At 59.6% G+C, this 24,167-nt stretch carries 26 protein-coding genes and 1 tRNA gene; 8 read left to right on the top strand and 19 right to left on the bottom strand.

The genetic code is table 11. The features are described from left to right. Positions 1 to 2: 2 nt before the first annotated feature. From pth to ABDX87_RS09935, 7 genes are all read right to left on the bottom strand, one after another. Positions 3 to 587 (bottom strand): aminoacyl-tRNA hydrolase, encoded by a 585-nt coding sequence (pth, locus tag ABDX87_RS09965; protein ID WP_074753530.1) that lies wholly within the window; start codon positions 585 to 587, stop codon positions 3 to 5. 75 nt (positions 588 to 662) lie between these two features. Beyond that, on the bottom strand, positions 663 to 1,268 hold the full coding sequence (locus tag ABDX87_RS09960; protein ID WP_074753531.1) for a 50S ribosomal protein L25/general stress protein Ctc: 606 nt from the start codon (positions 1,266 to 1,268) through the stop codon (positions 663 to 665). Between the two features lie 139 nt (positions 1,269 to 1,407). After that, positions 1,408 to 2,349, bottom strand: coding sequence for a ribose-phosphate pyrophosphokinase (locus ABDX87_RS09955; RefSeq protein ID WP_037018241.1), 942 nt, complete (start codon positions 2,347 to 2,349; stop codon positions 1,408 to 1,410). Positions 2,350 to 2,396: 47 nt separating this feature from the next. Further along, positions 2,397 to 2,471, bottom strand: a tRNA-Gln gene (locus ABDX87_RS09950). Between the two features lie 35 nt (positions 2,472 to 2,506). Beyond that, positions 2,507 to 3,358 (bottom strand): 4-(cytidine 5'-diphospho)-2-C-methyl-D-erythritol kinase, encoded by an 852-nt coding sequence (ispE, locus tag ABDX87_RS09945; protein WP_346832713.1) that lies wholly within the window; start codon positions 3,356 to 3,358, stop codon positions 2,507 to 2,509. 2 nt (positions 3,359 to 3,360) lie between these two features. Continuing rightward, the gene (gene lolB, locus ABDX87_RS09940) at positions 3,361 to 3,978 is read right to left on the bottom strand and encodes a lipoprotein insertase outer membrane protein LolB (protein WP_346832712.1); all 618 of its coding nucleotides are present in this window, start codon (positions 3,976 to 3,978) and stop codon (positions 3,361 to 3,363) included. A gap of 3 nt (positions 3,979 to 3,981) precedes the next feature. Further along, entirely contained in the window at positions 3,982 to 5,709 is a 1,728-nt protein-coding gene (locus tag ABDX87_RS09935; protein ID WP_346832711.1) for a tetratricopeptide repeat protein, read from the bottom strand. 258 nt (positions 5,710 to 5,967) lie between these two features. Here ABDX87_RS09935 and hemA point away from each other — a divergent pair, with 258 nt between their 5' ends. The 6 genes from hemA to ABDX87_RS09905 all read left to right on the top strand — a co-directional run bounded on the left by hemA (position 5,968) and on the right by ABDX87_RS09905 (position 11,369). Further along, entirely contained in the window at positions 5,968 to 7,245 is a 1,278-nt protein-coding gene (gene hemA, locus ABDX87_RS09930) for a glutamyl-tRNA reductase (protein ID WP_346832710.1), read from the top strand. Continuing rightward, entirely contained in the window at positions 7,242 to 8,324 is a 1,083-nt protein-coding gene (prfA, locus tag ABDX87_RS09925; protein WP_346832709.1) for a peptide chain release factor 1, read from the top strand. Before hemA ends, prfA begins: the two co-directional genes overlap by 4 nt. Beyond that, entirely contained in the window at positions 8,325 to 9,158 is an 834-nt protein-coding gene (gene prmC / locus ABDX87_RS09920; RefSeq protein WP_346832708.1) for a peptide chain release factor N(5)-glutamine methyltransferase, read from the top strand. Continuing rightward, on the top strand, positions 9,152 to 9,904 hold the full coding sequence (locus ABDX87_RS09915; protein ID WP_346832707.1) for a molybdopterin-synthase adenylyltransferase MoeB: 753 nt from the start codon (positions 9,152 to 9,154) through the stop codon (positions 9,902 to 9,904). Before prmC ends, ABDX87_RS09915 begins: the two co-directional genes overlap by 7 nt. Positions 9,905 to 9,936: 32 nt before the next feature. Continuing rightward, positions 9,937 to 10,737, top strand: coding sequence for a glutamate racemase (gene murI / locus ABDX87_RS09910; protein ID WP_346832706.1), 801 nt, complete (start codon positions 9,937 to 9,939; stop codon positions 10,735 to 10,737). A gap of 113 nt (positions 10,738 to 10,850) precedes the next feature. Continuing rightward, the gene (locus ABDX87_RS09905) at positions 10,851 to 11,369 is read left to right on the top strand and encodes an acyloxyacyl hydrolase (protein WP_346832705.1); all 519 of its coding nucleotides are present in this window, start codon (positions 10,851 to 10,853) and stop codon (positions 11,367 to 11,369) included. 111 nt (positions 11,370 to 11,480) lie between these two features. Here the strand turns inward: ABDX87_RS09905 and ABDX87_RS09900 are convergent, their stop codons facing one another. The 12 genes from ABDX87_RS09900 to ABDX87_RS09845 all read right to left on the bottom strand — a co-directional run bounded on the left by ABDX87_RS09900 (position 11,481) and on the right by ABDX87_RS09845 (position 21,836). Further along, a complete protein-coding gene (locus tag ABDX87_RS09900) occupies positions 11,481 to 11,798 on the bottom strand; it encodes a YkgJ family cysteine cluster protein (RefSeq protein WP_074753541.1) in 318 nt (105 codons plus the stop codon). Between the two features lie 58 nt (positions 11,799 to 11,856). Further along, a complete protein-coding gene (locus ABDX87_RS09895) occupies positions 11,857 to 12,372 on the bottom strand; it encodes a DUF2878 domain-containing protein (RefSeq protein WP_346832704.1) in 516 nt (171 codons plus the stop codon). Then, the gene (locus tag ABDX87_RS09890) at positions 12,365 to 13,627 is read right to left on the bottom strand and encodes a cyclopropane-fatty-acyl-phospholipid synthase family protein (protein WP_346832703.1); all 1,263 of its coding nucleotides are present in this window, start codon (positions 13,625 to 13,627) and stop codon (positions 12,365 to 12,367) included. The genes ABDX87_RS09895 and ABDX87_RS09890 overlap by 8 nt, the downstream gene beginning before the upstream one ends. After that, positions 13,614 to 14,411: a DUF1365 domain-containing protein gene (locus tag ABDX87_RS09885; protein WP_346832702.1), complete on the bottom strand. Its 798-nt coding sequence runs from the start codon at positions 14,409 to 14,411 to the stop codon at positions 13,614 to 13,616. Before ABDX87_RS09885 ends, ABDX87_RS09890 begins: the two co-directional genes overlap by 14 nt. Next, the gene (locus ABDX87_RS09880) at positions 14,408 to 15,655 is read right to left on the bottom strand and encodes an NAD(P)/FAD-dependent oxidoreductase (protein WP_346832701.1); all 1,248 of its coding nucleotides are present in this window, start codon (positions 15,653 to 15,655) and stop codon (positions 14,408 to 14,410) included. Before ABDX87_RS09880 ends, ABDX87_RS09885 begins: the two co-directional genes overlap by 4 nt. Further along, complete coding sequence (locus ABDX87_RS09875; protein WP_346832700.1) at positions 15,652 to 16,428, bottom strand: SDR family NAD(P)-dependent oxidoreductase; 777 nt, start codon at positions 16,426 to 16,428, stop codon at positions 15,652 to 15,654. The genes ABDX87_RS09880 and ABDX87_RS09875 overlap by 4 nt, the downstream gene beginning before the upstream one ends. Continuing rightward, positions 16,425 to 16,850 (bottom strand): nuclear transport factor 2 family protein, encoded by a 426-nt coding sequence (locus ABDX87_RS09870; protein WP_346832699.1) that lies wholly within the window; start codon positions 16,848 to 16,850, stop codon positions 16,425 to 16,427. Before ABDX87_RS09870 ends, ABDX87_RS09875 begins: the two co-directional genes overlap by 4 nt. After that, complete coding sequence (gene phrB, locus ABDX87_RS09865; protein ID WP_346832698.1) at positions 16,843 to 18,288, bottom strand: deoxyribodipyrimidine photo-lyase; 1,446 nt, start codon at positions 18,286 to 18,288, stop codon at positions 16,843 to 16,845. Before phrB ends, ABDX87_RS09870 begins: the two co-directional genes overlap by 8 nt. A 9-nt stretch (positions 18,289 to 18,297) precedes the next feature. Further along, positions 18,298 to 19,227 carry a MerR family transcriptional regulator gene (locus tag ABDX87_RS09860; RefSeq protein WP_346832697.1) on the bottom strand — a complete coding sequence of 310 codons (930 nt, stop codon included), beginning with the start codon at positions 19,225 to 19,227 and terminating at the stop codon, positions 18,298 to 18,300. Between the two features lie 12 nt (positions 19,228 to 19,239). Then, positions 19,240 to 20,220, bottom strand: a complete 981-nt coding sequence (locus ABDX87_RS09855) for a YbgA family protein (protein WP_346832696.1) — start codon at positions 20,218 to 20,220, stop codon at positions 19,240 to 19,242. A 417-nt stretch (positions 20,221 to 20,637) separates the two neighbouring features. Beyond that, positions 20,638 to 20,853 carry a TIGR02450 family Trp-rich protein gene (locus ABDX87_RS09850; RefSeq protein ID WP_346832695.1) on the bottom strand — a complete coding sequence of 72 codons (216 nt, stop codon included), beginning with the start codon at positions 20,851 to 20,853 and terminating at the stop codon, positions 20,638 to 20,640. Then, a complete protein-coding gene (locus ABDX87_RS09845) occupies positions 20,850 to 21,836 on the bottom strand; it encodes an NAD(P)/FAD-dependent oxidoreductase (protein WP_346832694.1) in 987 nt (328 codons plus the stop codon). Before ABDX87_RS09845 ends, ABDX87_RS09850 begins: the two co-directional genes overlap by 4 nt. A 300-nt stretch (positions 21,837 to 22,136) precedes the next feature. On the opposite strand from ABDX87_RS09845, the gene ABDX87_RS09840 reads away from it, so the two are divergent. Beyond that, positions 22,137 to 23,039 (top strand): TIGR01777 family oxidoreductase, encoded by a 903-nt coding sequence (locus ABDX87_RS09840; protein WP_346832693.1) that lies wholly within the window; start codon positions 22,137 to 22,139, stop codon positions 23,037 to 23,039. Between the two features lie 14 nt (positions 23,040 to 23,053). Further along, positions 23,054 to 24,082 (top strand): ferrochelatase, encoded by a 1,029-nt coding sequence (hemH, locus tag ABDX87_RS09835; protein ID WP_346832692.1) that lies wholly within the window; start codon positions 23,054 to 23,056, stop codon positions 24,080 to 24,082. The last annotated feature ends 85 nt before the right edge of the window (positions 24,083 to 24,167 follow it).

The raw sequence follows: 24,167 nt of genomic DNA, 5'->3' as shown, positions 1-24,167 counted from the left end.
TGTCAGGCCTTCTGGCTGTGCAGGACGCGCATCGCCTTGGCGAAGTCGCCAGCGAGTACATCCGGCAGCACGCCGAGGGCAAAGTCGATACTGGCGTCCAGTTTTTCCTGCTCGGCGCGTGGCGCGCGACCCAGGACAAAATTGGACACCATGCTGGCGTCGCCCGGATGGCCGATGCCGAGCCGCAGGCGATGGAAGCCGTTCTGGTTGCCGAGCTGCGCGATGATGTCGCGCAGGCCGTTATGCCCGCCGTGTCCGCCACCCAGTTTGAGTTTGGCGACACCCGGAGGCAGGTCGAGTTCGTCGTGGGCCACCAGAATGGCTTGCGGAGGAATCCGGAAGAAACCCGCCAGTGCCGCAACGGACTGACCGCTACGGTTCATGTAGGTGGTGGGAATCAGCAGACGAACGTCTTGGCCCTGATGACTGAATTTAGCCGTCAGGCCGAAATATTTGCGGTCAGCGGTCAGATTGACGCGCTGGGCGCTGGCAATACGCTCAACGAAAAGAGCCCCTGCGTTATGCCGGGTCTGTTCGTATTCGGGGCCGGGGTTTCCCAGGCCGACGATCAGTTGGATGGCGGTCACGTCAGGGGCTCTTCCTTGGGTCGAGTGTGATGGTGCAGCGCACCATCACGGGTTCAACCGGCTAGCGAGTAATGATTACTCTGCTTCGCCTTCTGCGGTGCCTTCTTCTTCCTGAACGACGCGAGGAGCGTGGACGTTAGCGATGTCCAGGTCCTTGCCGTGCGCCAGAGCGACGAATTCAACACCTTTAGGTGCTTTGACGTCGGACAGGTGAACGTTGTCGCCGATTTCCAGCGCGCCCAGATCAACTTCGATGAACTCAGGCAGATCTTTAGGCAGGCACGACACTTCCAGCTCAGTGGTAGTGTGCGAGATTTCGCCGCCTTTCTTGATCGGTGCTTCTTCGTTGATGAAGTGCACAGGTACGGTAGCGGTCAGTTTCTGGCCAGCGACGACGCGGATGAAGTCGGCGTGCATGATGAACTGCTTGGCAGGGTGACGTTGCATCGCTTTAACGATCACGTTCTGCTTGGCGCCATCAACGTTCAGTTCGATAACGTGGCTGAAAGCAGCTTCGTTTTCGAACAGTTTGGCCATTTCCTTGGCTTCGATGGTGATCGAAGCAGCGTCTTTGTTACCACCGTAAACAACGGCTGGAACTTGTTTCGCGTGACGCAGGCGGCGGCTCGCACCTTTCCCCAGGTCAGTACGCGCTTGGGCGTTCAGAGTAAAGTCAGTCATTTTGTATCTCCAAAATAGCCATGACCGAGCGGCGTTTGCGACCAGCGCCAGACACGGTATGGGCAAAAAAGCCCCGCCCCAACAGGAAGTGTTGGGGCGGGGCGCTTTTCGTCAACGGTATTTGAAAAGGGCAGGGCCCTTAACGAAACATCGCGCTGATCGATTCTTCATTGCTGATGCGACGCATCGCTTCAGCGACTACCGGTGCGATATCCAGTTGACGGATACGGTCACAGGCTTGTGCTGCAGCGGACAACGGGATGGTGTTAGTGACCACCAGTTCGTCCAGCACGGAATTTTCAATGTTCTCGATCGCACGGCCCGACAGCACAGGGTGTGTGCAGTAGGCAAAGACCTTGGCAGCGCCATGTTCTTTGAGGGCTTTGGCCGCGTGGCACAGGGTGCCGGCGGTATCGACCATGTCGTCGACGAGAATACAGGTACGACCTTCGACGTCACCGATGATGTGCATCACTTCGGAGTGATTGGCCTTCTCACGGCGCTTGTCGATGATCCCGAGATCCACACCCAGGGATTTGGCAACAGCACGTGCACGCACGACGCCACCGATATCCGGGGAAACGATCATCAGGTTTTCGAAGCGTTGGTCTTCGATGTCATCCACCAGAACCGGGGAGCCGTAGATGTTATCTACCGGAATATCGAAGAAGCCTTGAATCTGGTCAGCGTGCAGGTCAACGGTCAGCACCCGGTCGATACCGACGACGGTGAGCATGTCCGCAACCACTTTAGCGCTGATCGCCACGCGAGCGGAACGCGGACGGCGATCCTGGCGGGCATAACCAAAGTAAGGGATAACAGCTGTGATACGAGTAGCCGAGGAACGGCGGAAGGCATCAGCCATCACGACGAGTTCCATCAGGTTATCGTTGGTCGGAGCGCAGGTCGGCTGAATAATGAAGACGTCTTTACCGCGAACGTTTTCATTGATCTCAGCGGTAATCTCGCCATCGGAAAACTTACCGACAGAAATGTCACCGAGAGGGATATGCAGCTGACGTACGACACGCCGAGCCAGATCGGGGTTGGCGTTCCCCGTAAAGACCATCATCTTGGACACGCGCAGTACCTGGAGGCTTAGGGTATGCCTGGATGACTATAGGAAAATGGCAGGGGCGGCTGGATTCGAACCAACGCATGGCAGGATCAAAACCTGCTGCCTTACCGCTTGGCGACGCCCCTGTATCTGTAGCACGAGTGCCTGGCACTCGGTTCTCTTAGAGCAGTGTCTGTAACTTCCGGTGCAACATCGAGATGTTGCTGCCTTTTGCTACAAACCCTGTAAGGGTCTCTGTAAGAAGGGCCGAGACTTTATCAGCTTCAGCTTTGTTTGGGAAGGCCCCAAACACACAACTTCCAGTTCCGGTTAATTTCGCTTCGGTAAATTTACCTAACAAATTCAAAGCGTTACGAACATCTGGATAACGCCTTGCTACAACCGGTAAGCAGTCATTTCGACTGTTTCCCTTGGGAACGGGGCGCACTTTAATGGGAGGCGTGTCACGTGTCAACAGTGGATCTGAAAAAATTTCTGCTGTACTTACAGATACTTGCGGCACAAGCACGACATACCACGGTTCTTCAGGGGTTACGGGGGTAAGGATTTCGCCCACGCCCTCAGCAAATGCGGCGTGTCCACGCACGAAAACCGGCACGTCAGCCCCGAGCTTGAGCCCCAGCGCCGCAAGGCGATCTTCGTCCCAGCCCAGTTGCCAGAGATGATTGAGGCCGAGCAGGGTGGTCGCGGCGTCGGAGCTTCCGCCGCCGATTCCGCCGCCCATGGGCAGCACTTTTTTCAGCCAGATATCGACGCCCCGTTCACAGCCGGATTGTTCTTTAAGTGCGCGAGCCGCTTTCACGATCAGGTTACTGTCGTGAGGAACGCCTTCGATTTCTGTCTGAAGACGGACTTCGCCATCCTCACGAAGCGCGAAACTCAGTTCATCGCCGTAATCGAGAAACTGAAAGATCGTCTGTAACTCGTGATAGCCATCTGGCCGGCGGCCAAGAATGTGCAACATCAAATTGAGTTTGGCCGGAGCGGGCAGGGTCAGAAGCGGCTGGGACATGCTTACTGCCCCAACTTACGCGGCTGCCAGTCCTTGATGACCAGCGTGACGTCCAGATCCTGACCGTGCAGTTTCATTCGCTCAGGCAGCGTGTAGCCGTTCTGTTCGGTGTAACTCAGGTATTCGATCTGCCAGCCGTCCTGCTCCAGATTGGACAGGCGACTGTCACCATCCAGCGTGAGGCTGCTCTTGCTGTCGGGTGCGGGCAGGCCGCGGACCCACCAGACCAGATGCGAAACGGGGAGCTTCCAGCCCAGTTGATCCTTGAGCAGGGTTTCCGGATCCGGTGCGTCGTAACGGCCCTGATTGGCGACTTCCAGCGAAACGGCGCCCGGGCGGCCGGTCAGGCGTGCCGCACCCCGACCCAGCGGGCCGGACAGGCGGATGTCGTAATAATCCTGGCGCTGCAGCCAGAACAACGTGCCGCTGCCAGAGTCCTTAGGCGCGCGAATGCCGACCTTGCCGTTGATTTGCCAGCCGTCGAGGCTGGCGAGTTGTTCTTTGTTGGCTCGCCATTTGTTGGCGTCGCCCTTGCCCTGAACGGCTTCGTGGGGCGTGATGCCGGCGCAACCGGCGAGCAGGGCGATCAGACTGAATGCAAGTACGTGGCGCAATAACATAAATCAGAGAGTCTCAGAGCCGGTCAAGCGCTTGAGGGTGCTGCGCAGGACCGGGCTGTCAGGTTGCTGTTCGAGGGCCTTGCCCCACACTTTTCGAGCTTCACGCTGCTGACCTTTGGCCCACAGCACTTCACCCAGATGCGCGGCGACTTCGTGATCGGGATAGCGCTCCAGCGCCTCACGCAGCAGGCGTTCGGCTTCGTCGAGGTTGCCCAGGCGGTAATTGACCCAGCCCAAGCTGTCGAGCACCGCTGGATCTTCCGGGTTGAGCTGATGCGCGCGCTCGATCAATTCCTTGGCTTCGGCGTAACGCGTCGTGCGATCAGACAAGGTGTAACCCAGCGCATTGAGCGCCATGGCGTTGTCCGGCTCGCGCTTGAGGATCGCCCGCAGATCGGTCTCCATCTGCTTCAGGTCGTTGCGTTTCTCCGCGAGCATGGCGCGGGTGTAGAGCAGGTTCAGGTCGTCCGGGTATTGCTTCAGCGCCTGAGTGAGTACCTGCCAGCCGCGGTCGCTCTGGTTGTTATTGGTCAGGGTTTCCGCTTCGATCAGGTACAGCTGAATGGTGTAATCCGGTTGGTCGGCGCGTGCCTGAGCCAGCCGCTTCGAGGCTTCGGCGGTGCTGCCGTTGCTCATCAGAATATCGGCCTGACGCAACTGCGCCGGGAGATAATCATTGCCTGGGCCCACTTGTGCGTATTCGCTCAGGGCGTTTTGCGGGTCGTTGCGTTCTTCATAGATGCGACCCAGGTTCACATGGGCCGAATCGACATGGCTGCCTCGGGCGACCAGGTCTTCCAGGTAACCTTGCGCTTCATCCCACGCCTTGTTTTCCAGGCAGACCAGCGCCAGCGAGTAACGCAACTCATCGTCATCCGGGTACTGCTGAACGAGGCTCGAGAACTGGACTTTCGCGTCTTCCATGCGGTTCTGTTCGACCAGCATGCGCGCGTACGTCAGGCGCAGACGTTTGTCGTCCGGGTACTTCTTGATGCTTTTTTCCAGCAGCGGCAGCGCTTCCTTTCCGCGATTCATGCTTTGCAGCAGGCGCGCGCGCAGCAGGATCGGCGCGACTTCGCCCTCGCCCGGTGGATTGTCTTCCAGCAGTTTCAACGAAGCCGCGTTGTCACCTTCCTGTTGCAACAGAAGGGCTTTGCCAAAAATCAGCTGGCCGTTTTTCGGGTACTTGGCCAGCAGGCGATCAAAGCTGGTAAGCAGGCCTTTGCGGGTGTTGGAGTCGGTTTCTGCCGCGGACAGCGCCAGGAAGTCGAAGTGGGTATCGCCCTGACCTTGCAGCACCTTCTCCATATAGCGCATGGAGTCGTCATAGCGTCCGGCGCGTGCAAGCTGGATAGCGGCAGCGCGTTGTGCTTCGAGGTTGGTCGGGTCGTTTTTCGCCCAGATCATCGACGTGTCCAGCGCGGCCTGATCGGCGCCCAGGTATTCGGCGATGCGGAAGGCGCGCTCGGAAATCCCCGGATCCTGGGTCTGGATCGCCTGGGTCACGTAGTTGTCCAGCGCAATGTCGAAGCGATTGCGCTGCCCGGCAAGTTCGGCGGTCAGCAGGCTGACGACCGTTTCCTGGGTGAACGAACCGTAAACCTGCGGCTTGGCTGCAGGTGCGGGCGTCGTTTCTTTCGCCGGAGCAGCGGGCTCCGTGGAAACAGGGGCCGTAGACTGACAGCCACCAAGAACGACAAGGGCAAGGAACAACGCGGAGGATTTATTCATATAGAAGAGAGGGCGGCTTACCTGCGGTTTGAAAGCATCATGACACAAGGCAGGGAGCAAACCCACAGCCCACGAGAAAACTAAAGACCCTTAATCTACGGCCTGCGCTTGGACAATTTGTCGCAGGCGCATCGCGGCAAAGCGGATCTCTATAGGGACAATAGACTGTCCTGGTCGTTCTGAATGTATTGCGGTGGTTGTCCTGAATCTATTGAAGTAGGACAATTGCCGGCTTCACGTCACCATCAGCGACCTTGAATGGCCTTTCTTGCTCTGGGTATCAACCATAAGACTGCATCAGTGGATGTCCGCGAGCGCGTGGCATTTACCCCTGAGCAGCTGGTTGAAGCGTTACAGCAGCTGTGCCGCCTGACCGAAAGTCGCGAAGCGGCCATTCTTTCGACGTGCAATCGCAGCGAGCTTTATATAGAGCAGGATCACCTCACCGCCGACGTGGTCCTGAGATGGCTGGCCGATTATCACCACCTGAACATCGAAGAGCTGCGCGCCAGTGCCTATGTGCACGAGGAGGACGCGGCGGTGCGCCACATGATGCGCGTCGCTTCCGGGCTGGATTCGCTGGTGTTGGGCGAGCCGCAGATTCTCGGCCAGATGAAGTCCGCTTATGCCGTGGCGCGGGAAGCAGGAACCATCGGCCCCTTGCTCGGCCGTTTGTTTCAGGCCACCTTCAGCGCGGCCAAGCAGGTGCGTACCGACACCGCCATCGGCGAAAACCCGGTCTCGGTGGCGTTTGCCGCCGTCAGCCTGGCCAAGCAGATCTTCAGTGACCTGCAGCGCAGCCAGGCCTTGTTGATCGGCGCGGGCGAGACCATCACGCTGGTCGCCCGACACCTGCACGATCTGGGGGTCAAGCGTATCGTTGTCGCCAACCGGACGCTGGAGCGCGCAAGCATCCTGGCCGAAGAGTTCGGTGCGCATGCGGTGCTGCTGGCCGATATTCCCGCCGAACTGGTCAACAGCGACATCGTCATCAGTTCCACCGCCAGCCAGTTGCCGATTCTGGGGAAGGGTGCGGTGGAAAGTGCCTTGAAGCTGCGCAAGCACAAACCGATTTTCATGGTCGACATCGCCGTCCCGCGCGACATCGAGCCGGAAGTCGGCGAACTGGACGACGTTTACCTCTACACCGTGGACGATCTGCACGAAGTCGTTGCGGAAAACCTCAAGAGCCGGCAGGGCGCCGCCCAGGCAGCAGAGGAGCTGGTCAGTCTGGGCGTCGACGATTTCATGTCCCGCCTGCGCGAACTGGCGGCGGTCGACGTGCTCAAGGCGTATCGTCAGCAAAGCGAACGCCTGCGTGATGAAGAGCTGCAAAAAGCGCAACGCATGCTTGCCAACGGCAGCAATGCCGAAGATGTACTGATGGCGCTGGCACGAGGCCTGACCAATAAATTGATGCACGCGCCAAGCGTGCAGTTGAAAAAGCTGTCCGCCGAAGGCCGCGTCGATGCGCTGGCCATGGCCCAGGAACTCTTTGCCCTCAATGAGGGCTCCACGGATAAACCCCCGCAATGAAAGCTTCACTGCTCAATAAGCTGGACGTGCTCAGCGACCGTTTCGAGGAATTGACCGCGCTGCTGGGTGATGCCGAAGTCATTTCCGATCAGACCAAATTCCGCGCCTACTCCCGCGAGTACGCCGAAGTCGAGCCGGTGATCCAGGCCTACAAGCAGCTGCAGAAAGTGCAGAGCGACCTTGAAGGTGCTCAGGCACTGCTCAAGGACAGCGATCCGGACATGCGCGAAATGGCTGTCGAGGAAGTGCGCGAGGCCAAGGATCAGCTGGAAGTCCTGGAAAGCGATCTGCAGAAGATGCTGCTGCCCAAGGACCCCAACGACGGTCGCAACGTGTTTCTCGAAATTCGTGCGGGCACCGGTGGTGACGAAGCGGCGATTTTCTCCGGCGACCTGTTCCGGATGTATTCGCGTTACGCCGAGCGTCGCGGCTGGCGGGTTGAGATCCTGTCGGAGAACGAGGGTGAGCATGGCGGCTTCAAGGAAGTCATCGCCCGGGTCGAAGGGGACAACGTCTACGGCAAACTGAAATTCGAGTCCGGCGCGCACCGGGTTCAACGCGTGCCGGAAACCGAATCCCAAGGTCGTATCCACACCTCGGCCTGCACCGTGGCGGTGTTGCCGGAGCCCGACGAGCAGCAAGCCATCGAGATCAACCCGGCGGACCTGCGGGTCGACACCTACCGGTCGTCCGGTGCCGGTGGTCAGCACGTCAACAAGACCGACTCGGCGATTCGCATCACTCACTTGCCGACCGGTATTGTCGTCGAGTGTCAGGAAGAGCGCTCCCAGCACAAGAACCGCGCCCGGGCCATGGCCTGGTTGTCGGCCAAGCTCAACGATCAGCAGACGGCGGCTGCCGCCAATGCCATTGCCAGCGAGCGTAAGCTGCTGGTGGGATCGGGTGACCGTTCGGAGCGTATCCGGACGTACAATTTTCCACAGGGGCGAGTGACGGACCATCGCGTGAACCTGACGCTGTACTCGCTGGATGAAGTTTTGGCGGGTGGAGTCGATGCAGTGATAGAACCGTTGCTTGCCGAGTATCAGGCAGATCAACTTGCGGCACTGGGTGAGTAAATGACCATCATCGCCAGCTTGTTAAGAAACGCTGAACTGCCGGACTCTCCGACAGCCCGGCTGGATGTCGAACTGCTGTTGGCGGCTGCCCTGGGCAAGCCGCGCAGCTTTTTGCACACCTGGCCGGAGCGTATCGTCAGCACCGAAGCCGCGCAGGCATTCGATGGTTTTCTGAAGCGCCGTCGTACGGGCGAGCCCGTTGCCTACATTCTGGGCCAGCAGGGTTTCTGGAACATCGACCTTGAAGTCGCGACGCACACGCTGATTCCTCGTCCAGAGACAGAAATGCTCGTGGAAACCGCGCTGGAATTGTTGCCGAGTGCGATTCCTCATCGTTTGCTCGACCTGGGCACCGGGACGGGCGCCATCGCCTTGTCGCTGGCCAAGGACCGTCCTCAGTGGACCGTCACGGCGGTGGATCGCGTCGACGAGGCGGTCGAGCTGGCCGAGCGCAATCGCAAGCGACTGCACCTGGACAATGCGCACGTCATGCGCAGCCATTGGTTCAGTGCCGTGGAGGGTCAGCGTTTTGACCTGATTCTGAGTAACCCACCTTACATTGCATCCAACGATCCACACCTCGTTGAAGGCGACGTGCGTTTCGAACCGAGCAGTGCGCTGGTGTCGGGCACTGACGGGCTGGACGACTTGCGGCTCATCGTTTCCCAGGCACCTGCGCACCTGGAAGCCGGTGGCTGGTTGCTGCTGGAGCATGGTTATGATCAGGGCCCGGCCGTGCGTGAGTTGCTCAATCGTCACGGTTTCGAACAGATCCAGACCCGACGCGATCTGGGTGACCACGAACGTATTACCTTCGGACGCGTACCGTGCTGACCGATGAGGAACTGCTGCGCTACAGCCGGCAGATTCTTCTGCAGCAGGTCGACATCGACGGCCAGCTGCGCCTCAAGCAAAGCCGTGCGCTGGTGGTCGGCGTCGGCGGTCTGGGGTCGCCGGTCGCGCTGTACCTGGCGGCGGCCGGTATCGGTGAGTTGCACCTGGCGGATTTCGACAGCGTCGATCTCACCAACCTGCAACGCCAGATCATTCATGACACTCAGAGCGTGGGTCAGAGCAAGGTCGATTCGGCCATCAAGCGCCTGACCGCGATCAACCCTGAAATCAAGCTGGTGCCGCACCGCGCGGCGCTGGATGTCGATTCTCTCGCCGCAGCGGTCGATGCTGTGGATCTGGTGCTCGACTGCTCGGATAACTTCTCCACCCGCGAAGCCGTCAATGCCGCGTGTGTGGCGGCTCGCAAACCGCTGGTCAGCGGCGCTGCGATTCGCCTGGAAGGGCAGTTGTCGGTGTTTGATCCGCGTCGCGCCGAGAGCCCGTGCTACCACTGTCTGTACGGGCACGGCAGCGAAGCCGAGCTCACCTGCAGCGAAGCCGGTGTCATCGGTCCACTGGTGGGACTGGTGGGCAGTCTGCAAGCGCTCGAAGCATTGAAGTTGCTGGCCGGATTTGGTGAGCCATTAGTAGGGCGCCTCCTGTTGATCGATGCATTGGGTACCCGGTTTCGCGAACTCAAGGTCAAGCGGGATCCGGGCTGCAGCGTCTGTGGCGCGGAGGCTTGAATTGAATTCAGCCGTGAAGGGAATCATCAGGCATGGCTAGGGACAACGACGCGCCGGTTGCGGTGTTCGACTCGGGTGTCGGCGGCTTGTCGGTGCTGGGCGAAATCAGTCGTTTATTGCCGAACGAGTCCCTGCTGTACGTGGGGGATTGCGGCCATATTCCCTATGGCGAAAAGACCCCGGAGTTCATTCGTCAGCGTTGCGTCGCCATCTCTGAGTTCTTTCGTGAGAAAGGCGCCAAGGCCTTGGTGTTGGCCTGCAACACGGCGACCGTGGCGGGAGTTGCCGATTTGCGCGAGCGTTATCCGGATTGGCCGATCGTCGGCATGGAGCCAGCGGTCAAACCCGCGGCGGCCGCCACCCAGAGCGGTGTGGTGGGTGTGCTTGCCACCACCGGCACCCTGCAAAGCGCCAAGTTTGCAGCCCTGCTGGACCGATTCGCTGCCGATGTGCAGGTGATCACTCAGCCTTGCCCCGGTCTGGTGGAGCTGATTGAAACGGGCGATCTGGTCAGCCCCGCCATTCGCCAACTGCTGCACAGTTATGTTCAGCCACTGCTGGCGGCAGGTTGTGACACGATCATCCTGGGCTGCACCCATTACCCCTTTCTAAAACCGCTGCTGCGGGAGATGATCCCGGCCTCGATCACCCTGATCGACACCGGCGCTGCTGTTGCCCGGCAGTTGCAGCGTTTACTCAGCCAGCGCGATTTGCTCGCCAGCGGCCATCCGCAACCGGCGCAGTTCTGGACCAGCGGTGATCCAGACAATTTCAGAAACATCCTACCGTTACTATGGAAAAAATCTGACAGTGTGCGAAGCTTCGGTTCGTGAAAAAAACGTGAATAGCGCTGTTTTTGACTGAACTATTGTTCACGGGCAGATTTCTACAGCACGTCTGTCGATATAAAAAATTTCTAACTGCACTCGGAAATGGGATGTTTCAGATGAAGCGACTGTTTTGTTTGGCTGCGATTGCGGCTGCGTTAACGGGGCAAAGTGCGATTGCACAAGCGGATGGGGTCGAGTTCTCGGTGGGGCACACTGGCGAGTCGACGATGACCTATCGTTTGGGCGCGCAATTTGATTGGGACAAAAGCTGGTGGCAGACCAGTGTGGGTCGTCTGACCGGCTACTGGAGTGGCGCCTACACTTATTGGGAAGGTGACAAAAACGCCAGCAACAACAGTCTCTCGTTCTCTCCGGTGTTCGTTTACGAGTTCTCCGGCGAAAGCGTCAAGCCTTACATCGAAGCCGGTATCGGCGCGGCTGTATTCCAGCGCACGGAAGTTGAAGGCAACAAGCTGGGCAGTGCATTCCAGTTCGAAGACCGTCTGGGCTTCGGTCTGCGCTTTGCCGGTGGTCATGAAGTCGGCCTGCGCGCGACTCACTACTCCAACGGTGGCATGACCACCGATAACGACGGTATCGAAAGCTACGCGATTCATTACACGATGCCGTTCTGACGCCTCAGCTCAGTCCGCGTCGGCCCATTCGCGAGCAAGCTCGCTCCCACAGAAATCATGCGATCAATGTGGGAGCGAGCTTGCTCGCGAAGATTCTGGGGGCGGCAGATATCACAAATACGCCGTCGCAATCCCTTCCCGCTCTGTGATGCATTCCGGCGCACCCATCTCGAATTCCCTGCAGATCAACGGCCGCTTGTCGTAGATCGTGCACATCATCGTGTCGCGATCCAGTGCCGCGCACCAGCCGTCGTCCAGGCGCAACATCACTTCGCCGCCCCAGTCGTCGGTGTCGATAAACCGTTCAGGCACACCCGTGTCGGTGATCAGCATCACTTCAAGCTGGCAGCAGCACGCGGCGCAGGTTGAGCAGGTGACCACAGGTTCGGCGGGTTCTACGGGAAGTTGGAGCAGGGGGATGGAAGTCATGGGCCGCAGTGTAAAGCAGTGTCGAAGACGCCGGTGGCTGGTCTGACGGACGCAGCCTTCACGCCGAGACCTCATGGGAGCGGGTTTCGCGAAAGTAGCGGGCCAGCCAGTGCAGCAACGGGAAGATGACCGCCCAGATCGCGCCGAGTATCAGGGCGCTTGGCCACACGCCCAACGGCAACTGGACATAGGTGAGATGCGATCCGGCAATGTAGGAAGCCGGCCCGCCAAGCGCGCCCAGTATGCTTGCCAGCCACCAGGGGGTGGCCGACCAGGCCAGACAATGCCCCAGCGTTGTGGCCAGCAGCGGCCATAGCAAGGCGAGCCACAACGGAATGACCCTGCCCGCTTCCCCGAAATCGAAAACGCCCAGCTTGATCAGCGCGCTGTCGAGCACGCAGCCCAGCGCGAACACCGTCATCAGCAGCTTGCCCTCACTGCGCCATGAGCCGATCAGCAACAGGTGGATGACAAGAATAACGAACGTGATCAGCAGCCAGCCGCTGTTCCCACCCAGTACGCAGGTGAACCAGCCGAGTTGAAACAGCGCGGCATTTGTCAGGTTCTTAAGCATTGAACCGTCCCAGCAACGGCTCGGGCATGGCCTTGGGTTTTGCCAGTAACAATTGCGCCGTGCCGATGGTGCGCTCCATGAAGCCGCCCTCGCAGTAGCACAGATAAAACTCCCACAGGCGCAGGAAATAATCGTCGTAGCCCAGTTCAGTGAGGTAGCCGGTCGCATGACGGAAGTTGTCGTGCCACAGGCGCAGGGTTTTTGCGTAGTGCAGCCCGAAATCTTCCATGTGCAGCAGGTTCATGTCGGTGTCATCGCTGACGATTTCCAGCATTCGGGTGACGGAAGGCAAGGCGCCGCCCGGAAAGATGTACCGCTGGATGAAGTCGACGCTGCGTTTTGCCTGCTCGTATCGCTGCTCTCGGATCGTGATCGCCTGCAGCAGCATCAAGCCGTCGTCCTTGAGCAGTTGCGTGCACTGCTTGAAATAGGTCCGCAGAAAACGGTGACCGACCGCTTCGATCATCTCGATGGACACCAGCTTGTCGTATTGCCCGGTCAGGTCACGGTAGTCGCTGAGCAGCAGCGTGATCTGGTCTTGCAGACCAAGCTCGGCGATACGTTTTTCGGTGTAGGCGAACTGTTCTTTGGACAGGGTCGTGGTCGTGACCTTGCAGCCGTAGTTCTGAGCGGCGTAGATCGCCATGCTGCCCCAGCCCGTGCCGATCTCCAGCAAGTGATCGGTGGGTTTGAGCGAAAGCTTCTGGCAGATCCGCTCCAACTTGTTCAACTGCGCCTGCTCCAGCGTGTCATCGGGCGTGAGGAACTGCGCGGCCGAATACATCATGGTCGGGTCGAGAAATTGCTCGAACAGGTCGTTGCCCAGGTCGTAGTGGGCCGCGATATTTTTCTGCGAGCCTTTGCGCGTATTGCGGTTGAGCCAGTGCAGGCCTTGCACGAAAGGGCGACTGAGACGCGCCAGACCGCCTTCCAGTGCATCCAGCACATCCAGATTGCTGACGAATACCCGGATGACCGCAGTCAAATCCGGGCTTGTCCAGTAGCCGTGGATAAAAGCCTCGCCAGCGCCGATCGATCCATTGCTGGCGACCAGGCCCCACACGGCCGGATCCTGGACGTGAATCTCGCCCAGAAGCAGAGCGCCCGCAGTGCCAAACACCTGCCGCTCATTGCCCTCGTAAACCACCAACTGTCCATGCCGAAGGTGCGTGAGTTGCCGCAGCACGCCACGTCGCAGAAGGTTCGAGGTCAGGTTGTTGGTGCTGAAACCGGCGGTGGCGCTACTGCTTTTCATGGCGTCTGTCCTTGTCAACGGCAGCACTGCGGTACGAGCCTTCGGCGGCCTGATGGGAAAAAATCGGTATGCGTTTGGCGAAAAGCCGCAGTGCCTGCCAGTAGATGGCGAGGCAAGTCTTGGCGGTCATCCACGGGAAACTCAGCAGATGACGGTGCAGGGCGGCGCGACTGATCGGCTGACGCTGCAAATTGAGGGTGGCGTCGAATACTTTGTGCTCGCCTTGCCAGTCCGCCATGTGCACGCCAAGCCGGTCGCTCGGCTGGCTGAAACTCATGCGGTATTCCAGATCCCGGGGCAGAAAGGGCGAGACATGAAAGGCCTTCGCCACGGCGAAATGCTGGTGACCTTCGGCATCGGCCGGCAGCACGTAGTGATAGCGCTCACGCCAGGGCGTGTTGGTGACCTCGCAGACAATCGCCGCAAGGTTGCCGTTACGTTCAAAGCAGTAGAAGAAACTCACCGGGTTGAACGACAAACCCCAACTCCGTGCCTGGGTCAGCAGGCATACGCGGCCCAGCGGCGCATGGCCCAACGCCTTGCGCACAATGTCGCGCACGGCGCCGATCAGCGAGATGCCGCGCCCGGTGTATTCGCGCAAGTAGTCACTCTGGCGAAATGAAAACGGCGCCAGACGGCTCACCCCGGCGAAGGGCGACAACTGCATCACGGCATCCTGCTCTTCCAGATCGAGATAGAGCATGCCGATCCGGTACGTGAACGCGTGGGCTTTGGGGGAAAAGCGCCGATGGCTAACCCAGCCGCTGTACAGGGCGCTGTTCACAGCGATTCCCCAAAGGCAGAGGCAACGCGCAGCGCACTGACCACGCCGTCTTCGTGAAAGCCATTGGCCCAGTAAGCGCCGCAGTAATAGGTATGCTGGGCGCCGAACACTTCTTGCCAGCGCCCTTGAGCCTCGATCCCCTTGAGGCTGTATTGCGGATGGGCGTAGCGATAGCGGGCAAGGATCTTGTCCGGATCGATGGCTGACGTCTGATTGAGACTGACACAGAAGGTGGTATCGCTTTCGATCCCTTGCAGAATGTTCATCGCGTAGGTTACGGCGGCCGATTGATCGCCCGCGCCGCCCAGCCGGTAGTTCCAGCTCGCCCAGGCCAATGGGCGGCTGGGTAGCAGTCGGGTGTCGGTGTGCAGCACGACGTCGTTATCGGCATAGGGCAGGGCGCCCAGTATTTCCCGTTCGTTGGCACTCGGCTCGGCCAGCATTGCCAATGCCTGGTCGCTGTGGCAGGCGAACACCACTTTGTCAAAGCGTTCGCTGCCTTGAGCGCTGTGAATCGTCACGCCGTCCTTGTCACGCTCGACCCGAGTGACCGGGCATTTCAGACGGATACGGTCGCGAAACGACGCGGTCAGCGGTTCGATGTAACGGCTGGAGCCGCCCTCGATAACGCACCATTGCGGACGGTTGCTGACCGAGAGCAGACCGTGGTTCTTGAAAAAACGCACGAAGAACTGCAGCGGAAAAGCGAGCATGTCCGCCAGTGACATCGACCAGATCGCTGCGCCCATGGGCACGATGTAGTGCTCGGTAAAACGTCGGCCGTAGCCTTCGGCTTTCAGGTAGGCGCCGAGCGTGGTGTCTGCGGCGATGCGCTGGCTTTGCAGATCGGCGAATGCCTGTTTATTGAAGCGCAGGATGTCCCGCAGCATGCCCCAGAAGGTGGGCGACAGCAGGTTGCTGCGCTGGGCGAACAGGCTGTTGAGGTTGTTGCCGTTGTATTCGGTACGGCTGTGCGGGTCGCAGACTGAAAAGCTCATCTCGGTGGGCTTGAACGCCACGCCCAGCTTGCCCAGCAACTTGATGAAGTTGGGGTAGGTCCAGTCGTTGAAGACGATGAATCCAGTGTCGATGGCGTGCTGTTTGCCATTCATGGACACGTTGACGGTGTGCGTGTGGCCGCCGATCCAGTCATCGGCTTCGAACACGGTGATGTCATGCATGCGGTTGAGCAACCAGGCACTGGTCAGGCCCGAGATACCGCTGCCGATGATCGCGATTTTCATGAGGCCTCCCCAGTCTTGGCGGAGGCGCGCACCATGCGTTTACACAGCGCCAGTTGCAGGCGACCGGGAAGGGCAGCGATAGCCTTCAGCACAAGAATGAAGACGAACGGAAAGGCAATTTCGAGCGGCCGACGGGATCTTTCCAGGCGTTCGGCGATGTACCGCGCAGCTTTGGGGGCCGACCAGCGCATGGGCATTGGAAAGTCGTTTTTTGCGGTCAGCGGGGTGTCGACAAAGCCGGGACTGACGACCGTGACGTCGATGCCTTCGCGCGCCAGATCAATGCGCAAGGATTGAAGCAGGTAACGCAAGCCGGCCTTCGACGCTCCATAGGCTTCGGAGCGGGTCAGCGGCAGAAGGGCAACCGAGCTAGCCACACCGACCAAGTGCGGGCGCTCACCCCGTCGCAACAGCGCCAGTGCTTCTTGAATGCAGTACGCGGTGGCGATCAGGTTGGTCTTCACCACGCGCTCGACCATGCTGGCATCGAACCGGCTCGCGTCAATGTATTCGCAGGTGCCCGCATTGAGGATCACGGTGTCTACCGCTCCCCAGACTTGAGCGATGCGCTCGCCGATGGCGGTTACCTGTTCGGGATCGGAGACGTCGCCAGGTACGAGCAACACCTGATGTGCAAAGCGTTGATCCAGCGCTTCAAGCGGCTCGAGGGTGCGCGCCGTCAGCGCGACCTGATGGCCTGCTTTCAACAGTTCTTCGGCCAGCGCCAGCCCAATGCCGCTGCTGGCGCCGGTCAGCCAGATACGTCGATTCATGCCAATCTCCCTTTGAGCCAGCGGATCATCCTGCCCATCACGGGGAGATGCTCATAAAGCAGCGCTCCGGCGTCGAAGAAGTCGCGATGCTGAAACACCTTGTTGTCCGTCCACAGCAGGTGCGAACAGCCCTGAACCAGGATCGGCTCACCCTGCTTCAGGCGTGGATGGCGGTACGTCATGGTCCAGCGCATATAGCCCTTGCCTTCGCGTACCTGATCGAAGGCATGAAACTCGAATTGCAAGTCGGTGACGTTGGCGTACAGGTCTTCGAAATACTTGCGCAGATCAGGCAGCCCGTGGACCTCGTGCAATGGATCGGCGAAGGCGATGTCATCGCTGTACAGCTCGCCGAGCAGGTGCAGGTTCCCCTTGTCGAGTTCGGCAAAGCGCCGGGCGTAATCGCGCAGGAATTCACTCATGGTCTTGAGTCTCTGCTTGTCGATGGGGCAGCGATTTGAAAGCGGTCAGCGCGCGTTCGCGGCTGGATTTGAGGTCTACGATCGGTGCCGGATAACCGGCAACGCCAAAGAGCCCGCCAAGCGCGGCAGGGTTGTGAACATCTCGCTTGTTGAGGTCAGCCAGCTCTGGAATCCAGGTCTTGATGAACCGGCCTTCCGGGTCGAAGCGTTCTGACTGGCTCTGCGGATTGAAAATGCGGAAGTACGGTGACGCGTCGGTCCCGGTGGACGAACTCCACTGCCAACCGCCGTTGTTCGCCGCCAGATCCCCGTCGATCAGGTGTTGCATGAAAAAACGTTCGCCTTCGCGCCAGTCGATCAGCAGGTTCTTGGTCAGGTACATCGCCACGATCATGCGCAGACGGTTGTGCATCCAGCCTGTTTCCAGCAACTGACGCATCGCCGCGTCAATGATCGGCAGTCCGGTTCGCCCTTGTTGCCAGGCTTCCAGATCCTTTGGCGCGTGACGCCACTTCAACGCTTCGGTTTCAGGACGGAAAGCGCGATGGCGGGAAACACGAGGGAATCCGACCAGCACGTGTTTATAAAACTCGCGCCACAGCAGCTCATTGATCCAGGTCACCGAGCCTGCGTTTCCCGTTTCGAATTCGCCGTTGTTGCTGCGCAATGCGGCATGCAGGCATTGGCGGGGCGAGACGACGCCAGCCGCCAGATACGCGGAAAGCTGGCTGGTGCCGGGCTTTGCCGGGAAGTCGCGCTCGTCCTGATAGTAGTGCACTTGTTCGTCGGTGAAGGCTTCAAGGCGCCGACGGGCTTCGGCTTCGCCCGCAGGCCACAGCGCGCGCAGCGCGTCGGGCGGGGTGGCAAAACCCGTTACCTGCTCTGGAACATCGTCACTGTTAATGGGCAACTTCGACTGTTTCCTCGGCAGGCGCACCACCGCTGGCACCGAGTAGTGCAAGCGCGCGTAACAGACCTTTCGGAACTGGGTGAAGACCTTGAAGTACCCGCCGCTTTTCGTCAGTACGCTGCCGGGCTTGAAAAACAACTGGTCGAGATGACTGTGAAAGCCGATGCCCTGTTGTTCCAGCGCTGCGGCGACGTCTTCATCGCGTCGGGTTTCGTTGACGCCGTATTCCTCATTGACGTGAACCTGCTCGATTCCGTGAGTCGTGCACAGATCGAGCAGCGCTTTGGGCGCCTTGTCCCACGTTGTGGCCTGCACGATCAGCAACGGGACATTAAGCGCTTCGAGTTCGACTTTGAGCGCGGCCAGGTTGCGCAACCAGAAGTCGACCTTGCATGGCGCGTCGTCATGGCTGCGCCACTGCTCGGGGCTGATCATGTACACGGCCAACGTGGGGCCCTGCTCCATGGCAGCGCTCAATGCGGTGTTGTCGTGTGCGCGCAAATCGCTGCGCAGCCAGATAAGTTGCATGTTCATTCCTTAGATAAGACCCAGACTTTGCAGCGTGGTCTGAGCGGTCAAAGGGTCTTCGGCAAGCGTGAGTCCGGGGACCTCACTGACAGATACGGATAACTCGGCCGAATGGATGCGCACCGTGGGTCCGATAATTAATGTCGGGCAGTCGATGTTGTTCAGAAGACGAGGTAGCTGGGCCAGGTTCAGCGATTTGCTGGAGTACAACAGCACCGCGCGCGGCTTGAGGTATTCGCACGCCAGCGGCAACTCGCCCGGCGGCAAGGGCCAGTCGAAGACCTCCACGGGGCAATCGGCGCTGCTCAACAACCAGGCCGTCAGCCACAGATGAGGTTCCATGGGCACGTCGGAATGGTTGATCAGCAACAACGGAGCACCACTGACCTGACGATTGTTGTGGTAGAGCCGGGCGCCGAATTTGCTGCGCAGCCACGAATAGAAGAACACGCGCTCCAGCTGGGCGCCGAACTGACCCTGCCAACGCTGTTCCAGTGAGGCCAGCAACGGCATCAGCAACTGTTCGCACAGGGTGCGCGGCGGGTACAGCGACATCGCCTGGTTGAGCGTGTCGTCGAGCCGACGCTCGGCCAGTGCGGTGATGGCCTCCAGCAGGTTTTGTCGCAGACGGTCCCAGTCGCTTTCAACGCTGGGCGGCGGTGCCTGCTCGTTGTCGATCAGCTGTTTGACCTGGCTGACGGACACGCCGCGGTTGAGCCAGGTCAGAATCGTCAGCACGCGATCGACGTGCGCCGTGCTGTACAAACGGTGCCCCTTGGGCGTGCGGTGAGGCACGATCAGACCATAGCGGCGCTCCCAGGCGCGCAGGGTCACGGCGTTGACGCCGGTGAGGCGAGCGACCTCGCGAATCGGCAACCAGCCGTCTTCGAAGGCTTCGGCATCGGCCTGAGGTTCGTCATCCATGGGTTCGGAGGTCATATTTTTCATCGGTCAGATCGCGTTACGCAGGCTGAGATTTTCCGGATGCGGTTGCAGGTAAACCTGTAACGCGATGTACGGGTCGGGGTGTTGGCGAAAGTGATGTTTGAGCAGGGTCAGCGGCACGACCAATGGCACGATGCCTTGGTGGTACTGACGGATGACGGCCTGAATTTCCTGCTTGTCCGAGCCGCTGATGGTTTCACGCAGATAGCCACACAGGTGCTGCAGGACGTTGGTGTGGGTCCGGCGCGTGGCGGGTTTCTTCAGGGCGTTCATCAGCTCGCTGAAATAGCGGGGCGCGATCTCGGCAGGGTCGCTGCGGCCCATGCTGCCCAGCATATTGCCCAAGGCTTTGTACTGAACCGGGTCGTTGGCCATCAGCTGGTATTTGTAGCGCGAGTGGAATTCGGTCAGCGCCCGTCGTGTGATGCCGTTTTTCAACAGCGCTTGCCAGGCGGCGTAGGCGTAAACGCGCGTGATGAAATTTTCCCGCAGCACGGGATCATTCAGCCGACCGTCTTCTTCCACCGGCAGATCCGGATGCTGGGCGCAAAACGCCTGGGCATAAATGCCGCGTCCACCGGCATCGAACGGCGCGCCGTTATCGCGGTAGACCTTCACTCGCTCAAGTCCGCAGGACGGGGATTTCTGCATGAAGATGTAGCCGCAGATGTCGTCCATTTCCTTGGCCATGTGCTCGCCGTACTCGGCGAGTGCCTGGGTGACATTCATGTCCTTGCGCACCGTGCCCACGGCTTGAGGATGCTCCGGGTCGCCGACGAGACGAATCGCTTCGCGCGGAATGCCCATGCCGATCGCGACTTCCGGGCATGCGGGCACGAAATCGAAGTACTCATTGAGGGCACGCGTCAGCAGGTGCGATTCCTTGTGCCCGCCGTTGAATCGAACCTCGACGCCCATCAGGCAGGCGCTGACGCCCAGCTTGGGTTTTGATGCGGATTGCTGTTGTGGGGTCGGTGGCGTGGACATGGCAAAACCTCGATCAACATCTTGTACAACCTTTTTTGGCTGTACAACTTGTGTTCATCATAGGTTCAAGGTTGTACAAGTCAAATTATTTGTACAAGGTTGCCTGAGGTATTTACTTGCTGGGAGTCTGGGTTGCATGCCCACAAACGGTGGGAGCCGGCTTAGTGCGGGCCGCGTTCGGACGAATGCGGTGGGTCAGCAGCGTCAAACGTGGATGACACACTGCATTCGCTGCCCTCGTAACCTCGGAAGTCTCCTACAGGAATCGCGGCGTTCCAAAGGCTTGAGCATGATGCCGATATTGTAGCCGGCTGGCGAATGCGGCCTGCCGACCTCTCAACATTGAATGACACACTGACTTCGCCAGCAAGCCGGCTACCATTGGAGCATCATTATCGGAGGGCCGCGTACGCTGGACTATTTCCACCCCATCCGCCACGTCTGCTCATCCTGCAGCGTCTGCCAGGTCAGACGTTCGCTGCGCTTGGTGAGCACGGCCTGTAATTCGATTTCCAGCACTGTGCCTTCTTCGTCGCAGAAGAGCTCGGTGACCATGAAATGCTTTTCCCGGTGCTGAGGACGGGCTGCTGTCCATTTCGACAGCAGCAATTTGCGTGGATTAAGGCGATTCATTTCAAGTGTTCGAGCAGTCGACGTGCCGCCTCCTGGCCACTGAGCCATGCGCCTTCGACACGACCGGACAGGCACCAGTCGCCACACACATACAGACCCAGGTCCGGATCGGACAAAGCGCCGACTTCACGTCCCCCAGCAGGTCGGGCATACAGCCAGCGGTGGGCTAGGGTGAAGGCAGGCGCCGGCATCGAGCAGCTGATCAATTCGGCGAATGCACCGTGCAAGTGGTCGATCACCTGCTCTTTGGGCATGTCCAGATGCTGACGGCTCCAGGCACTGGTTGCGTGCAGGATCCAGGTGTCCATTTTGTGGTCGCGTCCCGGTTTGCTGCGATTGCGCGCCAGCCAGTCAATGGGACTGTCTTGCACGAAACAGCCTTCCATCGGCGTATCCAGAGGCGTGTCGAACGCCAGGGCCACCGCCCAGGTCGGCTCCATCTTCACGCCTGCGACCACGCTGGCCAGCTTCGGCGCGGCGGCGAGCAGCGTGGACGCCTGCGGGGCCGGAATCGCGATCACCACCTGACTGAACGGGCCATGACTGCGCCCGTCGGCGTCCAGTAGATTCCAGTGCTCTTCGCCCCGGAACACTTCGGTGATACGGCAGGAGAACGTAACCGGCATATCGCCCAGCATGGCGCGGGTAATCGCGCTCATGCGCGGTTTGCCGACCCAGCGCACTTGCTCGTCGGGCGACAGGCTCAACTGCCCGCCATGGAAGTTGTAGAGCAGAGGCGTCCATTCGGCGACGTGACCGTCGGCCTGCCATTGCTGAACGGCGGCAGCGAAACGACGGTCGCGCGCAGTGAAATACTGCGCGCCCATGTCCAGCGCACCCGCATCGCTGCGCTTGCTGGACATTCGTCCGCCACTGCCACGGCTCTTGTCGAAAAGGTGAATGGCATGCCCGGCGGCTTGCAATGCTCGGGCAGCGGAGAGTCCGGCGATACCGGTACCGATGATTGCGATAGGTACAGTCATAGGGGCCTCGTTACCTTGTCTGCACAGACTACGCCGTAGTTAAAACCTGTACAATGCCGATTTTCGGTATAACTTATCGTCCTTCGACGCGCAGGACGTGACCTTTCTCAAGGCTCATTGTTGAGTCTGACGTTTCACCAGAATCGTTCAACTGTTCGAATGGATCAATCGAACGGGCGAGTGAGGAGCCGTTCTCTATAGCGTGGCCTATGGTTCCACTATTCGCTTCGTTCACAAGCGCATTGCTTGTGAAGAAATAGACTACCGATTTGTGATGAACGCCACGCGAGGAACACAGACATGCACATCTTGCTGACCGGCGGTACAGGGTTGATAGGTCGTCGTTTGTGTCGACACTGGCGCGATCAAGGCCATCAACTGACGGTGTTGAGCCGCAAACCTGAAGACGTCCCTCGTCTTTGCGGCGCTGGCGTGCGTGGAATTGCGCACCCGGACGATCTCAGCGATCAAACGGTTGACGCCGTGATCAACCTGGCAGGCGCCCCGATCGCCGACAGGCCCTGGACGCGTAAGCGCAAAATGCTGTTGTGGGACAGCCGCATCACCCTCACTGAACAACTCATCACCTGGCTTGAACGACGGGAGCAAAAGCCTCGTGTGCTTATCTCGGGGTCTGCGGTGGGGTGGTACGGCGACGGCGGCGAGCGAGAGCTTGATGAAAGCGCGGCGCCGGTCAGCGAAGACTTTGCCAGTCGCCTGTGCATCGCCTGGGAAGAAACCGCGCAGCGGGCGGAAGGCCTTGGCATTCGTGTGGTACTGCTGCGAACCGGCCTGGTACTGGCCCGTGACGGCGGCATGATGCAGCGCCTGTTGCCGCCGTTCAAACTCGGCATGGGCGGGCCGATCGGCAACGGACGGCAATGGATGCCGTGGGTCCATATCGACGATCAAATCGCGGCGATTGATTTTCTGTTGAACCGGGATGACGCCCATGGTCCTTATAATGTCTGCGCGCCATCACCGGTTCGCAATCGCGATTTCGCCAGGACGCTCGCCGGGATCCTGCACCGTCCGGCATTCATGCCCATGCCCGCTTTCGCGTTGAAGGTGCTGATGGGCGAGTTGTCGATATTGCTGTTGGGCGGCCAGCGCGCCAGCCCGAGCCGGTTACAGGCTGCCGGATTCACTTTCCGATTCACCGATCTGCACGCGGCCCTGGAAAACCTTCTAGGCCGCCACTGACATCAAGGTGTTGCATGACCGATCACGCGTTGCTGCTGGTTAACCTGGGTTCGCCAGCCTCTACCGAAGTAGCGGACGTTCGCCGCTACCTCAATCAGTTCCTGATGGACCCTTACGTTATTGATCTGCCGTGGCCGGTCCGGCGTTTGTTGGTGTCGCTCATCCTGATCAAGCGTCCTGAACAATCTGCCCATGCGTACGCTTCTATCTGGTGGGACGAGGGTTCGCCGCTGGTGGTGCTGAGCAAGCGCCTGCAGCAGGCAATGACCCAGGAATGGACCCAGGGTCCGGTCGAACTGGCGATGCGTTATGGCGAGCCGTCGATTGAAACGGTGCTCACCCGCCTGGCGGCGCAGGGCATCAAGAAGGTCACTCTGGCCCCGCTGTATCCCCAGTTTGCCGACAGCACCGTCACCACGGTGATCGAAGAAGCGAAGCGGGTTGTCAGGGACAAGAAGCTGTCATTCGATTTTTCGTTGGTCCCGCCGTTCTTTAATCAGCCGGAATACCTTGAGGCATTGGTGGAGAGCGTGCGCCCGCATCTGGCACAGGACTTCGATCACCTGTTGCTGAGCTTCCACGGTTTGCCTGAACGGCATATCACCAAGCTGGACCCGACGGGCAACCATTGCTTCAAGAGCGGCAACTGCTGTGAAAACGCTACGCCTGAAGTCCTTGCCGTGTGCTACCGCGCGCAATGTATGCGCTCGTCCGCCGAGTTCGCCAAGCGGATGGGACTGCCTGATGGCAAGTGGTCGGTCTCGTTTCAGTCGCGTCTTGGGCGGGCAAAGTGGATCGAACCGTACACCGAAGCGCATCTGGCTGAGCTGGCGGCGCAGGGGGTTAAAAAGCTGTTGGTGATGTGCCCGGCATTCGTCGCCGATTGCATCGAGACGCTGGAAGAAATCGGGGATCGCGGTGCGGAGCAGTTCAAGGAAGCGGGGGGCGAGGAGCTGATTTTGATCCCTTGCCTCAATGATGATCCAAACTGGGCGAAAGCCCTGAATACGCTGTGTGAGCGGGCGCCAGCGATGGTTGTCTAGGCCCGCAGTACCTGTAGGAGCGCGCTTGCCCGCGATTGCGTTGCGTCAGACACCATCGATGCTGGATGTGCCGACGCAATCGCGG

This window comes from Pseudomonas abietaniphila (assembly GCF_039697315.1).
GTDB classification, from domain to species: Bacteria; Pseudomonadota; Gammaproteobacteria; order Pseudomonadales; family Pseudomonadaceae; genus Aquipseudomonas; species Aquipseudomonas abietaniphila_B.
The sequence above is the reverse complement of the archived record's forward strand: the minus strand, read 5'-3'. Positions and strand labels throughout refer to the sequence as shown.